This window comes from Terribacillus saccharophilus (assembly GCF_002272745.1).
Lineage (GTDB): Bacteria > Bacillota > Bacilli > Bacillales > Amphibacillaceae > Terribacillus > Terribacillus saccharophilus_B.
Genome location: NZ_NPBD01000002.1, coordinates 482,467 through 496,718 on the forward strand (window position 1 = coordinate 482,467; position 14,252 = coordinate 496,718).

Here is a 14,252-nt window from a genome sequence, read left to right on the forward strand (position 1 = left end):
CCCCTGGTTCTAAACCTATCCCTGCATTATTGCTTGTGCTGTAAGTTTTCCGCTTAATGTGACCATTGGTGTACCACCGCCTGGGTGTGTTGAACCACCTGCAAACCAAAGACCTTTGATAAGTGTATCTTTATTCGGTATTCGGAAAAAGGCTTGCTGAAGATTGTTTGAACTCATTCCATATATAGCTCCCCGAAATGCACGCGTGCGAACGGCTAAATCAGCTGGGGTCTGAAGTTCTTCCATGATAATTGATTCCGATAAAGCAGTAAGCCCTTTATCTTCAAGCTGCTTTATAAGCTGTTCTTTATACAGTTCCTTATCCTGCAGCTGGTTCATACCAGTAAGATACGGTGCGTTAGCAAGAACAAATAAATTGCTCATGCTTGCAGGTGCAAGGTCTGGTTCACTTGCTCCAGAAAAACAAATATAAAGTGTCGGCTCCTTGATATAAAGGTTTTTCTTAAAAATCGATGTAAATTCTGCTTGATAATCGGGCGGGAAGAAAACATTATGGTGAGCTAATTGTGCGTAGCGCTTTTTAACACCTAAAAGCATTGTAAAGCCAGACAAAGAAGGCTCTACTTTCTTTATTTTATGATCAGAAAAATGCGGTCGATCAGACTCATCCAGCAGTCCGCTGTACATACTTAGGGCATCTCCGTTTCCGATAAGCGTATCACAAGCATAGTCACCTTTGGTAGTCGTAACCCCTGTTACCGCCCCTTTACATGTCCGTATACTGGTCACATCTGTTTCTGTTTCAATGGTAACCCCTAATTCCACAGCAAGCTTTTCAAATGCTTCCACAAGTTTATACGTGCCGCCTTTAATGCCATAAACTCCTTCCCCTGCTTCCAAAAATGCAAGCATTGCGAAAATGGATGGCGCCTGAAAAGGAGAGGAACCAACATATGTCGCGTACCTGCCGAAAAGGCGTAAGGTATTCGGATGTCGAAAGTACTTTTTTAATAAAGCTTGAAATGATTGCGTCGGACGAATCTTGGCAAAATTGTGCAAAAGCCCAGGCTGCAGCTTTTCCTGCCATAGAAAGAGTGGTTTATGAAGAAATGCCTTTTCAGAAATCTGAAACAGCCTTCTGCTTTCAGAAAGGAAAGCAGGATAGGCTTTTGCATCAGCTTTGCTGTAGACGGCTAGTTGCTCCTGCATCCTCTCAACATCCGGTGTCAGTTCGACAACGTTCCTATCCGGAAAGAAATTCTTTCCGATTGGGGAAATTGGATAGAAGGTCAAATAATTCCGGCTGTCTCGCCCTGTATCATGAAATACTTGTTCAAAGATATGCTTTAGTGTGATGGTGCTAGGCCCCAGATCAAAGTGGAAACCACCTTTATTAACCTGTTGGAGCTTACCGCCAAGTGTTTTGTTCTTCTCAAGAATTTTAACATCCCAGCCAGCGTGGGCAAGGTAAATACTGGTCGTTAAACCGCCTAATCCGCCCCCTATAATAACGGCCCGTTTCATTCGTAATATCTCCTGCCTTTCCATTCATATCCCTCTCCCTGCTTATGAATCCGTATTGCATCCAGAGCAAGCAAAATAAAGCAGCTGCATCCGATAGGATAGAGAAAGGACGTATACCAGCTTGTTTTCGCCTGGAAATCAATGAAAACCTTAATGATTGCTCCTATTAAATAAGCTGTAGCCGCTGCGAGTACAATCTGCATGTCTCCAATTATCAATCCGAAAACTAAGCAAACCGTTGGTAACACATATATAAGTGCATATAACAAACAAATAAATAAAGTAAGGAATATATTGCTTCCAGTCCCTGTAAAAATATTTTTACGGAATCCTAGCCATACGGAACGGTTCGTTTCATACATCCGCATACTCGCGAACTTCTCACCGCGAAGCAAAGCGACTGGAAACTGAGATCGCTTCATAAGGCGCATCAGTTCCATATCATCCACTATGGCCGATTTGATCGCTGCATGACTGCCTGCGTTTTGATAACTTTCCTTGTCGATACAGATAAATGCGCCGTGAGCTGCTGTAAATTTAGGATCTTGAGTTCTCATTACTTGTCGGATTGGTAAGTGGCAAATAACGAGGAACATCATGAACGGAACAAGCATGCGTTCAAGAAAGGTATGCACTCGCTGCCTAGGAAACGCGGATATCATACGATAATTCCTGTCAAGATATGGCTGAAGTAACGCTAGTCCCTTTTTTTCCACTGTTACATCCGCATCTAGGAACAACAGCCATTCCCCTTCCGCATATTCCCCTAATTGCTGACAAGCAAAGTTTTTCCCAGTCCAACCATAAGGCAGCTCCTTGCCCTGATATAGTTTTAAGTTGCAAAGCTTTTGCTGAAATTGACGTACAACAGTGGATGTTTCATCTGTTGATTGATCATCCAATACAAGGATTTCTTTTATGTAGTCCTGCTGTGGGATCAGGCTTTCAAGTAAGCGTTCAATATTATCTGCTTCATTACGTGCTGGTATCAATATACTCAGTGGCTTTATCGGTGTACTCGCTCTTATTGGGCTTTTAGGAAAAGCTGTACTGTTATATAGCACCCAGATTAGCTGAAGAAGAAGCAGGAAGATGATGATAAGTAATAATACAAACATAAATGCTTCTCCCTCCCTAGCTGATCTGTTCCTGGGGCTCTATATGCTGTCCTCCGATGATCGTCTGTTTATGCTCGTCTGCTTGTTCCTCCAGCAGTTTCGATAAATACAAACTCACACTGGTTCTCGTCATGCTTTCCCAGTCCTCATGAATTGGTTCACCGAAGTGCAATGATGCAATAGGTTTCTTTTCTTCTCCAAAATGATAATGCAAGGTGACCGGAACAACTGGGACCGGCTTCTGATGCAGCAAATACCCTATTCCTGCCTCAAAAAGATATGGTCTCTGGTCTTGATGTAAAATCTGTCCCTGCGGAAAAAGCCAAATGTAGCTGCCCGATTCCAACAACTGTCTCGCATACTGAAGGGAAGCGACAACATCGCGAATTCTTGTTTTATCAATTGAGAAAGCACCGAGCTTGCGAAAGAAGCGATACGTTTCCAGTCCTTCTTGGGCCATCAGCATATAATGATTACCCTCTAAATGCTTTTCAGTGGCTTGAAAAATTAACAGACCATCCCACCAGGAGCTGTGATTTGCTATAAATATTGCTGGTTTTTCTGGCACCTGGACATGTCCGGTAGCTTCAACCCGTTCAAAGTTACGGGGAAGTAAATAATAACGTTGATAAGCGGCGAAAAGTTCAATGAACCAGCGCTTTTTTTCTGCTTGAATCAAGCACTCTCCTCCCTTCTGTAAGAAGAATGAACAGAATGGCCAGACAAGCAACAAGGATGAAACCTTTTTTCAGAGCCAACAGACCGAAAAACAGGAACATCAATTCCAATAAACGATAAGACTGGACTGACGGCTTTGCACCCTTTTGTAAAGGAAGCAACAATGACAAAACGGCAGCAAGGAAAAACCAAGTAATAAAATTCGTCGCGGGTATTCCATAATAAAAGCCGCCGTTATCCCATTGCCAGAACTCCCATGCTAATGCGGCAGGATCAAGTATGAAATCGATGAATACGACCCATACACCTGTTTCTAAAGCACGCAGCCACTTATTTTGCTGTGTGCTGATCATAGTGCTGTTAATAATAAAACCAACCCAAGCAATGGCAATTGTAAAAGGTACTCCTAACACGTGATAACCGAGCATCGTCGTGTATTCGTATTCACCAAAGGGAAATCCGGTATAAACGCTCAGTGCCTCAATCAACAGTGTAGTAACTCCAATAAGAAACAGAACAGTGAACGTCTTACTCATTTTTGTTTTACTGAAAAAGTGGGTTTTACTTTCTACCAGTACCGCTGCCGTATAGAGAATCATAAAGATACTATTAGCGAAATACAGCCATTCCGGAAGCTCCCAAAATAAAAGAAGCACAAGCCCAATGAACAACCAAACAGCAAAGATACGGTACATCATGTAATTGATTCCCTTTTCCTAGCCTTTTTAGCTGTTTGGTAGAGTACTAGTTTACGAGACTGCGGTACATAAGCACGCTTATGGAACACATCATAATCATTCTCTTTGATTACATCCATAATGGCTGCATAATAGCTGCTAGCCAAAGTGATTGCGAATGCGCTCGATTCTGGATACGTATTCAGCCCTTCCAGTCCTTCTTCGAACCAATTGTTAGCTGTATTTATCAGGTCGTCAATTACCTGTCGAAACGAAATGGATAATTCCTGAGCATAAAACGCTTCTTCCGAATAGTCATATGCCGCCAGAATGGATAGCGGGATATATCGTCGGCCCCGTTCCAAGTCTTCTCCGACATCCCTCAGGATATTGACGATTTGCATCGCCTTTCCAAGCTTGATTCCTGCTTTTATAATTTTTTCCGAAGGATAATCGTGCAATACCGGCAGCAGCATTTCGCCGACAGATCCGGCTACATGGTAGCAGTAGTCTTCCAACTGTTCAAATGTCTTATAATGTGTGTGCATCTCATCCATCCTCTGGCCCTTAATCTGGGTGAAGAAAGGCGCTGGTTCCAGATTGGGGAAAGTGTCGAATAGCCAGCGCAGGGAAGGCCAGATAAAGTGCCCTTCAGCTTTACTGAGATGTTGAAAGTGCCACTCCAGCTCGTCTAGGGTATAAACGCTATTTTCAGGTTCATCCATGCTGTCATCAATCATTCGGCAGAATGTATAAATAACGAACACAGCTTCCTTACGCGGAGAAGGAAGCTCGCGAAAAGCCTGATAAAAGCTCGCGGAATGCTGCTTCATCGCCTTTTCACACGCTTTTGCGTACTGTTTCTTGAGCATAGTCTCCCACCTCACTCATAATAAGATCACTTAAGTTCTTTGCTCCTTGCATGACGATCGGCACACCTCCACCAGGATGGACAGAAGCTCCGACAGCAAAAAGTCCTTCAATGCCAAATGGCTTGTTCTGTGGGCGGAATCCTCCAGATTGCAGCAGGTTGGGAGCGATTCCAAAGCTCCCCCCTTGGTACAATCCAGCCTGACTCGCATCCGCCGGTGTCCTCACCTTCAGCCATTCGATCGAGTCCAATAATCCTGGCAGGAGTGTTTGCTCTGCTTTATGGAGAACGCGTTCAACGAGCAGATCTTGCTGCTGGTCCCAGTTGATATGATCGCCAGATGGAACAGGAACAAGAAAATATAAAGCCGACTTTCCAGCAGGAGCACAAGATGTATCCAATGAACTAGGGTTGAATATGTAGAATGAAGGATCTTCTGGAATAGTTCGAGATTCAAAAATAGCTTCCATATTTTGCCGGAACTGATCAGGAAGAACAAATTGATGCGTTTGCAGCTCTTCCCAACTCCGATTGGTTCCTGCATAGATAAGTAGACAGCCACTGGAGGCCGCAGGCTGCTTTTTCTTTTTTGCTTTTTTATCGTCAAGTATTGAATGAATGGCAGGAAAATCACCGTTGTACACCACATTATTAAAAGGCTGGAATACTCCGTCCACCTCAATTCCGCTCACTCTTTTCCCTTTCTGCTGTATCTTATCCACTTTTGCATTGTATTGAAGTGTGACGCCGCGTTCTTCACAATACGAAACCAACGTGTCGATCAACCCTGCATAGCCACCTTTGACATACCAGATACCGTGGGCATGCTCGCTATAAGAAATTAGACCATAAATAGCGGGTGTCGTATAAGGAGAGCCTCCTATATACAGAGATTGCAGCGCATATGCATCCTGTAGCTTCGGTTCAGTGAAATAATTACTAATGAAGCTATGAACGTCACGGTAAGCCTTTGATTTGTAGAGGAAGCGCAGATTGCTTTTTGTAAAGAAACGAAGCCTGTTAGAAAATCCTTGCTCCAAAAACTGACTCACTCCAACCCGATATACGTTTTCCATATCGTGCATGAATTGATCATATTGCGCTGCTTGATTTGGAAACTTTGCAAACAATTCTTCTTTCTGTTTTGCTGGATCAGAGTATTTTGTATAAGCAGTGCCATCCGCATAATGAATTCTGTAAAGCGGATCACACTTTATGAGATCGAGTTCTTTTTGCGGAATAGCGCATGCATCCAAAACATTGCGAATCATATCGGGAAGGAGGACGATTGTCGGTCCTTGGTCAATGCGAAAGTCGCCGTCCGATTCGTATTGCATACGCCCCCCTGGATTTGCTTGCTGTTCAAAGACTGTAACTTGATGTCCTTGTCTTTCAAGAAGCAATGCAGTTGTGAGTCCTCCAATACCTGCACCGATTATAGCCGTCTTCACATTGTCACCTTCTCTTGAGATGATTTTATCGATTGATAAGTTTTAGCCTCACTGTTTTTCTCGACTAGATCCGCACTGATCTTAGCCGACTGAAAAATAGTCGGCAGTCCGCTGCCTGGATGTGTTCCTCCGCCGACAAGATAACAATGGGAGAGTTCTTTCACTTGGTTATGTGGTCGGTTGTACATCATCTGATCTAGTGAATGTGCCAGATTAAATACTGCTCCGTGCTGGATATTCATCGCTTCCCAATCTGACGGTGTGATACAATATTCTGTTTCAATCAGAGACTCGATATTCTCTATACCTGTTTCACGTGCAAGAATATCAAGCATTTTCTGACGCATACGAGGACTTGCTTCTTCCCAATCAATGTCAGCCTCTGTATTTGGCACCGGCATCAGCAAATATGCTGTAGACTTCCCACCAGGTGCTGTTGTTGGATCGATTTTAGTCGGATAATGGATGTAAACGGAAGGATCTTCTGAGAGGACAAGCTGTTCTGTCATCTCCTCTACATTCCTTTTGTAATCATCAGCAAAGACAACCATATGATGCTGAAGATTAACTTCTTGCTTCAAACCTAGATAAAGCATAAAGGTCGAGCAGGAATATTTTTTGTTCTCAATTTTCTTCTCGAATTTCTTTTTCCATTTATCCTCGAACAAATGCTTTACGCTATAGCTATAATCTGCATTAATGATAACTTCGTCAGCTTGAACATCAAGTCCATCTTCCAGACGAAGACCTGTCGCCTGCTTGCCTTCTATAAGGATCTGAGCAACAGGTTTTCCGGTATGAACCACGCCTCCGTATTCCTCAATCACCTGTCGCATCGCTTCGCAAATTCGGTTGACTCCTCCAATCGGATGGCACAGACCGAACTTATGTTCGAGATACGAAAGTATCGTGAACGTCCCCGGGCACTTCCAAGGAGACATTCCTAAGTATTTTGCTTGAAAAGTAAAGGCATATTTCAACCGTTCATCATTAAAATAGGTAGAAAGCCTACTGTATACTGTCTGGAAAATATCCAGTTTCGGGAGGGCATGCAGGACCTCCTTACTTAAATAAGTGCGTCTATGTACGAAAGGTCGGCGTAGAAGCTTTTCCACTCGGTCGAACTTCTCTCCCTCTTTTTCCATGAACTGAATAAAACCTAAGCTTTCGCCAGGAAAAACCCGTTCTATTTCATCCAGCATATCTTGTCTATCAACTCGTGGTGTAAATGTGACGTCCCCAAACCGGAGTGTATATAATGGATCCAGCCGATGCAGCTGAACATAATCGTTTAGGTTGCGGCCAGCTTCCTCAAAAAGCTCCTCTAGAAGCTGGGGCATCATAAAGAAAGTTGCACCAAGATCAAATTGGAATTCACCCTGCTTCAAACGTGAAGTCCTGCCGCCGATCACATCATTTTTTTCATATATTTCTACCTTGTATCCTTTAGCTGCAAGCAGCATCCCTGCTGTCAGACCCCCAGGACCAGCACCGATGATTGCTACTTTTTTCTTAGTCAACGGTCAGACCTCCATTCCGAATAATTCCCTATACCCTGTTCGCTTAATAGAGAAACCTATCGAACGATAAATTAAAAAAGACCTAAAGTGTAAATACACTTTAGGTCTTTAGGTTAAATTTAATTTTTACAGGGCAGCTTTTTCGTCAGAAAAAAGATCTTCTGGCTGGAAAGAAAACGGAAGCAGCTCTTCCATAGTAACTGTCTTCGAAACGCCATTCATGTTCGAAATATGGATGACAGCATCCTGAGGGAAGAATTCAGCCATTACTTGCCGGCACGACCCACATGGAGGAACTGGACGTTCTGTATTTGCTACAACAGCGATCTCAGAAAACTCCCTTTCGCCGTTTGCAACAGCTTGGAAAATAGCAGTTCGTTCAGCACAGCATGTCACCGGATACGCTGCATTTTCAATATTACAGCCTTGATATACATTTCCTGCCTTGGTCAGAACTGCTGCACCTACTCCAAATTTAGAATAAGGTATATATGCCCGTTCTCTTGCTTCTTTAGCTAGATTAATCAATTCTTCTTTCGTCATTGTTTACTTCCTCTCCGTCGTGTCATTCTAATCGGTCCATATCTTCATCAAGCAATTGGATGACGTAGCCGATCGATTGGTGATAATCCATATATCGTTCCGACCGGATGTCTATGTAATAGCTATGCAGGATGATTAAATGGACATTTTCTTCTGTAGACTGTACCTGCTGCGGATGCACACTGATCTCGCGCTGCTGGACAAAGTCCGCTGCAGCCTGATGCCACTCCTGAAGCAGCTGATACATTGGTTCTGTTTCCTTCTTCACCATCTCGAAGAATGCTTTATCATGCTTTTCACTTGGCGGCTCATGCGTAAGAAAGCGTTCTTTCAGTTGGGCCATCAAGTCGGATAGCTGCTTATTATATATCTTTAATGTCGTCAATATAACCCCTTCTCTGCTTATCGTGTTGTTCTATTATACAAGCAGTCAGGCTAATTTACCATGCTCATGATTCCATTTATCATGCTTTTTATCTAGCTGGGACTCTGCTCGAAGCACGCGTTCAATTAAAGGTTGCTTTAGTGTTGTCCTGGAACGGTTCGCCTGTACGGTGAGTCTTTGGTCCAATTTCCGATATGCGCCAGCAAGCTGGAACAGAGCCAGCTGCAATTCTTCTTTGGTTACACCATTTTGCATGTTCATCCGTATGCCCCCTTTTTCCTTACTGTTTCTGCTAAGATAAGACTTCTCCTGCACAGCTGACAAAACAACAAAAATTACGGGCACATTCGCATGATTCAGAGCTGTTTCGCTCATCCTAACTATAAAGGAGGGTGAATGATGAAAAAGCAGGAAAAAAAGACATCTACTGACCAGAAACGGCCTACAGCTCGCACTGCAGGTGATGGGTATGACAAAAAGCTTGATGGACCAAATCGTCCTTCCATATAAGTTTAAAAAAGCAAAGCGATCAATTGACCGCTTTGCTTTTTTTCTTGATTAATGCGGCTACTTTCAACAATCGCCTTTTCCAATAAAAGACGGATCCAGTCGATCGATAACGCCTTTTTTTTTCAGAGATTACCCAACTTCGTTTAATGCCCCCATATCTGTACCAGTCTCTTCGAATATTATCTTCGTGTGAAATGACTGGATAACAAGTCCGCAGCGGACGACTGCCGGTAGTTCTAAACCGACCAAAACACTCATAGTCATCACGAGACCCCGTATAAGTAGCTACTTTGGCAAATTGCAAAAAAGCGGTATGAAGCTGCTCATCAAAAAGGAGCTGACTCAACTTCTTCCCCACCTGTATCCGTTCATCTACACTTGTAAAATGGTGAGCATACAGTCCATATAATCTTCCATCCAATGTCGGGAACAATACGGCATTCAGACGGAATAAATCTTGCAGCTGAAATGGCCATCGGCTGAAGATATGCTTTTTATAAAATGGCTGGACTATGACAGGGGAACCGATGACATGCTGTTCGTTGATAATAAGACAATAGAGCAGCTGCTGCATGTCACCCTCTTTTAAGTAATGCTGCCACGTTTCTTCCATAAAGACAGAAACACGAAAATGGCGCAGATGTTCAACCATATCAATTTGTCCTTTTTTATGTGCTTCATATAAGAGCAGCTGTGGATATGCATCAGAGAAGATAAGCCAATTGGCACGTTCATAAAGAGAGAAAAGCTGTTTTCTTATACGCGCTGACAGCAAGTTCTGAAACATATCCAATTGTAGATCTGTCATATTCCATCCAGCGTTTCTGGAAACCATTGAAGCTAGGAATGCCCACTTGATCTCTGGATTCCTTTCATAAAAAGCTTGATAAGCCATCGTTCTTCGGATATTATCTAAGTTTGCAGCGGCTGTTTTCTCTTCGATGGAAGCAAGCAACTGCGCTATGTCAGTAAATGTCATCGAATTGCCCCTTTTTTTAGTTGAGTTACAGGCACAAAGTGAAGTATTCTAAGGATTATGGTATGATCATTCCTATAGTGGGGGGAGAAACCGTGCAATATCCTAACGGGAAAAAGATCATGAGACAAACCGTTGCATCGAGGCTCTCACAGCCTATCGATTTCGGCAACAGGGGGATGACTTTAGAGGAAGATATCAATGAGACAAACGAGTATTACCTCGCTCAACAAAAAGCTATCATCCATAAAAAACCTACCCCAGTGCAGATTGTCCAGGTCGACTATCCAAAACGAAGTGCAGCGGTCATTAAGGAAGCGTATTTCAAACAAGCATCCACTACGGATTATAATGGCGTATATCGCGGAAAATATGTAGATTTTGAAGCGAAGGTCACCAAAAACAAGACCAGCTTCCCTCTCTCCAATTTCCACGAGCATCAGATAGCTCATATGGAGAATGTATGCAGTCATGGGGCTATCTGCTTCGTCATTATGCGTTTTTCCGCACACAATCAAACATTTTTTTTCGAAGCAGAGAAACTTTTTCCGTGGTGGAAACGTCAATATGATGGAGGCAGAAAATCTATTCCTTATGAGGTGATCTGTGAGGAAGGATTTCTTATTCCAATGAAGTATCAGGCAAAGGTCGATTATTTGCACATTATCGACCAGCTTCATTTTAGAACGGAGGAAGAGGAGTAATGGCAGAAAAGGGCCAATCTCGTGCATCAAGAAGAAAACAGAAAAAGAAGAAAAGACCTATTTGGAAGAAAATTTTACTTACGATTGTATTAATAGGTGTCCTATGTGTTGTTGCGGGCGGTGCCGTATTTGGTTATTACGCAGCTACAGCGCCTAAGCTGGACGAAGAAAAACTATCCGACCCAGCTTCCAATATTATCTATGACATGAATGGAGACGAGTTTGCAGAATTAGGCTCTGAAAGCAGACGAAAAGTAACGTATGACGATCTGCCGCAACAGCTAATTGATGCAGTAACTGCAACAGAAGATTCCCGATTCTTTGAACATAACGGAATTGATATCATCCGTACTGGCGGCGCGCTGGTCTCCAACTTTAAAAATGGATTCGGTGCTGAAGGCGGCAGTACGATCGACCAGCAGGTAATTAAACGTTCCTTCCTGTCTCCAGAGAAGACAGTAAAACGTAAAATGCAGGAATGGTGGCTTGCATTCCAGCTTGACCGTCAATATTCCAAAGAAGAAATCTTGGAAATGTACTTAAATAAGGTATTTTACGGTCAATATGCTTACGGAGTTGCTACAGCTGCAGAAACGTATTTCGGCAAAGAGGATCTGAATGACCTTACTCTGCCGGAAACAGCTTTACTAGCTGGTCTGCCGCAGCGCCCTACTGCTTATAATCCATTTGAAAACCCTGATCTTGCACAACAACGTATGAACACCGTGCTCGATTTAATGGTACAGCATGAAAAGATTACCCAAGCAGAAGCGGATGAAGCGAAAAAGACGAAAGTCGAAGATTTACTTGCCGAAAAGCAACCGCAATCTAATAAGTACGGTGCTTTCCTGGATCAAGTACAAAAAGAGCTTAGTGAGCGCTTTGAGGATACAGACCTTAACCTGGATGGCATGAAGATCTATACAACTTTAGATCCGGATGCACAGGAGACTGTAGAAAGTGCACTAAGCGAAGACAGCGGCATTGTATGGCCGGACGATCAATTGCAAGCTGGTATTACTCTGCTCGACACGCAGAGTGGTGCAATTCGTGCTATTGGTGGAAACCGGAACAACGAACTGGGCGGTTACAACTACGCTATACAAGGTGATGGTCGTCAGCCAGGATCAGGTATGAAGCCTATTCTAGACTACGCACCAGCATTTGAGACAGGTGTATATACATCTACTTATGAACAAATCAATGATGAACCACTTACGATTGGTGATTGGACTCCTGGTAACTATGATGACCAATTCCATGGTTGGATGAGTGCAAGAACTGCTTTAGCTAAATCGTATAATATTCCGGCAATCAAAACATTCCAAGCTGTTGGGGCCGAAAACGCAGAACAATTTGCGAATGGCTTAGGTCTAGAATTTGAAGATGGAATCAAGAATGGAGATAGTATCGGTGGAGCAGCTCAGTTCCATACGATTGATATAGCTGGCGCTTATGCAGCATTTGGTAACGAAGGTATCTACACGGAGCCATACGCCATTACGAAAATTGAATTCAGCGATGGCAGCACCTTGGATATGAAACCAGAATCGGCAGCAGCGATGAGTGAATCAACAGCTTATATGGTAACTGACATGATGCGCTCTGTCATGACAGAAGGTACGGGTACTATGGCAAATGTAGCAGGATTAGATATTGCCGGTAAAACTGGTACGACGAACTTAAAAGACCAAAAAGGCAGTCCTGATTCCTGGATGAACGGTTTGACTACAAACTACACTCTATCTGTCTGGACCGGTAACCCCGAGGGTAACAAAGTGATTCAAGACGGAAACGGCGTAATCGGGACAAATGTTGCCAAACAGCTGTTCAAACAAATCATGACCAATGTACATCAAGGCAAGGACACGGAAAGCTTTAAAAAACCCAGTGACGTAGTGGAGGCGAAAGTCGAAAAAGGCTCTCGCCCTGCTGCCTCACCAAGTGCTGGCACCCCCTCTTCCGAGATCCTGACGGAATTATTCCTAAAGGGCAATCTTCCTGGAACTACGTCAGAAAGATATGAAGAGGAAGAAATCGATCCGGTAACCGGACTTTCTGCAAGCTATGATGAAGCAAGCAACAGTATCAATATCAGCTGGAATTACGATGGCGATGCAAGCTTCAGTGTAAATGCTGATCCAAGCGGCTCTACGTCCACGTCTGATACTTCAGCAGTAATCGAGAACGTCGAAGCTGGACAAACCTACAACATTGCAGTTACAGCGTCTGTTGATGGCGAGACTAGTGAAGCGAAATCAACTTCTGTCACCGTCCCTGGTGAAGAAGAGAATGCAGAAGAAGAAGAAAATCCTGATGAAAATACTGAGGATCAACAAGATCAAAACAATGAAGAGCAGCAAAATGAGGACGAGCAGAACCCGGATCAGAATGATGAACAGAACCAAGACCAGAATGCCGATGAAAACAGTGACCAGAACAATGGCAATGGTAACGGTAATGAGAATAACAACGGCAATGGTAATGGTAATGATGAAAACTCTGGTCAAGGCGAGGATTCAGACAATACAGAAGAAGAACCTGCTGAAGGTGAGCAGGGAGCTGATACCGGCGGAGATGCTGGTTCTGGAGCCGATCAACCTGAAACAGAAGATCAGCAATAACAATATATACAACAAAAAAAGACAGTCACTTCGATTTGGAGTGACTGTCTTTTAATTTGCTTCGGCTTTCAGCCGTTTCTTCCCTTCCCGGCAAATGTCGTTCAACGGACATGCCAGGCAGTTTGGGTTTCTGGCTTTACAATGATAGCGTCCGAAGAAGATCATGCGGTGATGTGTATCGCTCCACTCATCACGCGGCACCTTTTTCATTAATGTATTTTCTACTTCGGTCACATTGTCTTTCCAGCGGCAGAAACCAAGCCGTTTGGATACGCGTTCAACGTGGGTGTCTACAGCAATGGCAGGCTCATGAAAGGCAACCGATGCCACAACATTAGCTGTCTTGCGCCCTACTCCAGCCAGTTTGACCAATTCATCATGTGTGTCTGGTACAATCCCATCATATTGATCAATGAGCGTCTGACAGAGCTTCTGGATATTTTTTGCCTTGTTGCGATAAAGACCGATAGATCGTATATCATGCTGCAGCTCTTCAAGCGGAACCGCCAGGTAATCTTCCGGTGTCTTATATTTTTCAAACAAATCGTTTGTAACTTTATTGACAAGGTTATCGGTACACTGTGCAGACAGCAGTACGGCGATCACCAGCTCGAATGGATTACGGTGCACCAGTTCACAGGCTGCTTCCGGGAACATGTCACGCATCACATCCAATGCTCGTCGTATCTGTGTTTTGTTCAGCATTGTAT

At 43.5% G+C, this 14,252-nt stretch carries 15 protein-coding genes; 3 read left to right on the top strand and 12 right to left on the bottom strand.

Going from position 1 to position 14,252, the window contains the following annotated elements; genetic code table 11:
• Positions 1–15: 15 nt before the first annotated feature.
• The 10 genes from CHH58_RS04190 to CHH58_RS04235 all read right to left on the bottom strand — a co-directional run bounded on the left by CHH58_RS04190 (position 16) and on the right by CHH58_RS04235 (position 8,989).
• Positions 16–1,485, bottom strand: coding sequence for a phytoene desaturase family protein (locus CHH58_RS04190; RefSeq protein WP_095262070.1), 1,470 nt, complete (start codon positions 1,483–1,485; stop codon positions 16–18).
• Positions 1,482–2,603: a glycosyltransferase gene (locus CHH58_RS04195; protein WP_095227079.1), complete on the bottom strand. Its 1,122-nt coding sequence runs from the start codon at positions 2,601–2,603 to the stop codon at positions 1,482–1,484. Before CHH58_RS04195 ends, CHH58_RS04190 begins: the two co-directional genes overlap by 4 nt.
• A gap of 16 nt (positions 2,604–2,619) precedes the next feature.
• Positions 2,620–3,282: a lysophospholipid acyltransferase family protein gene (locus tag CHH58_RS04200; protein ID WP_170937518.1), complete on the bottom strand. Its 663-nt coding sequence runs from the start codon at positions 3,280–3,282 to the stop codon at positions 2,620–2,622.
• A complete protein-coding gene (locus CHH58_RS04205; protein WP_095227142.1) occupies positions 3,248–3,979 on the bottom strand; it encodes a carotenoid biosynthesis protein in 732 nt (243 codons plus the stop codon). Before CHH58_RS04205 ends, CHH58_RS04200 begins: the two co-directional genes overlap by 35 nt.
• Positions 3,976–4,830 (bottom strand): phytoene/squalene synthase family protein, encoded by an 855-nt coding sequence (locus tag CHH58_RS04210; RefSeq protein ID WP_095227077.1) that lies wholly within the window; start codon positions 4,828–4,830, stop codon positions 3,976–3,978. The genes CHH58_RS04205 and CHH58_RS04210 overlap by 4 nt, the downstream gene beginning before the upstream one ends.
• Positions 4,799–6,280, bottom strand: coding sequence for a phytoene desaturase family protein (locus CHH58_RS04215; protein ID WP_095262071.1), 1,482 nt, complete (start codon positions 6,278–6,280; stop codon positions 4,799–4,801). The genes CHH58_RS04210 and CHH58_RS04215 overlap by 32 nt, the downstream gene beginning before the upstream one ends.
• Entirely contained in the window at positions 6,277–7,800 is a 1,524-nt protein-coding gene (locus tag CHH58_RS04220) for a phytoene desaturase family protein (RefSeq protein ID WP_095262072.1), read from the bottom strand. Before CHH58_RS04220 ends, CHH58_RS04215 begins: the two co-directional genes overlap by 4 nt.
• Before the next feature lie 126 nt (positions 7,801–7,926).
• Complete coding sequence (locus CHH58_RS04225) at positions 7,927–8,343, bottom strand: cytidine deaminase (RefSeq protein ID WP_095262073.1); 417 nt, start codon at positions 8,341–8,343, stop codon at positions 7,927–7,929.
• A 22-nt stretch (positions 8,344–8,365) separates the two neighbouring features.
• Positions 8,366–8,728: a DUF1798 family protein gene (locus CHH58_RS04230; RefSeq protein ID WP_249275027.1), complete on the bottom strand. Its 363-nt coding sequence runs from the start codon at positions 8,726–8,728 to the stop codon at positions 8,366–8,368.
• 45 nt (positions 8,729–8,773) lie between these two features.
• Positions 8,774–8,989: a hypothetical protein gene (locus tag CHH58_RS04235; protein ID WP_095227073.1), complete on the bottom strand. Its 216-nt coding sequence runs from the start codon at positions 8,987–8,989 to the stop codon at positions 8,774–8,776.
• 138 nt (positions 8,990–9,127) lie between these two features.
• Between CHH58_RS04235 and CHH58_RS18510 the strand changes: the two genes are divergently transcribed.
• Positions 9,128–9,238 (top strand): spore protein, encoded by a 111-nt coding sequence (locus CHH58_RS18510; RefSeq protein ID WP_212551786.1) that lies wholly within the window; start codon positions 9,128–9,130, stop codon positions 9,236–9,238.
• A 19-nt stretch (positions 9,239–9,257) separates the two neighbouring features.
• On the opposite strand, the gene CHH58_RS04240 is transcribed toward CHH58_RS18510, so the two are convergent.
• Positions 9,258–10,217: a DUF2515 family protein gene (locus CHH58_RS04240; protein WP_095234074.1), complete on the bottom strand. Its 960-nt coding sequence runs from the start codon at positions 10,215–10,217 to the stop codon at positions 9,258–9,260.
• 92 nt (positions 10,218–10,309) lie between these two features.
• Here CHH58_RS04240 and recU point away from each other — a divergent pair, with 92 nt between their 5' ends.
• Entirely contained in the window at positions 10,310–10,918 is a 609-nt protein-coding gene (gene recU / locus CHH58_RS04245; RefSeq protein ID WP_430980825.1) for a Holliday junction resolvase RecU, read from the top strand.
• A complete protein-coding gene (locus CHH58_RS04250; protein WP_095262075.1) occupies positions 10,918–13,542 on the top strand; it encodes a transglycosylase domain-containing protein in 2,625 nt (874 codons plus the stop codon). Before recU ends, CHH58_RS04250 begins: the two co-directional genes overlap by 1 nt.
• Before the next feature lie 51 nt (positions 13,543–13,593).
• On the opposite strand, the gene nth is transcribed toward CHH58_RS04250, so the two are convergent.
• On the bottom strand, positions 13,594–14,247 hold the full coding sequence (gene nth / locus CHH58_RS04255; protein WP_095262076.1) for an endonuclease III: 654 nt from the start codon (positions 14,245–14,247) through the stop codon (positions 13,594–13,596).
• Positions 14,248–14,252: the final 5 nt, after the last annotated feature.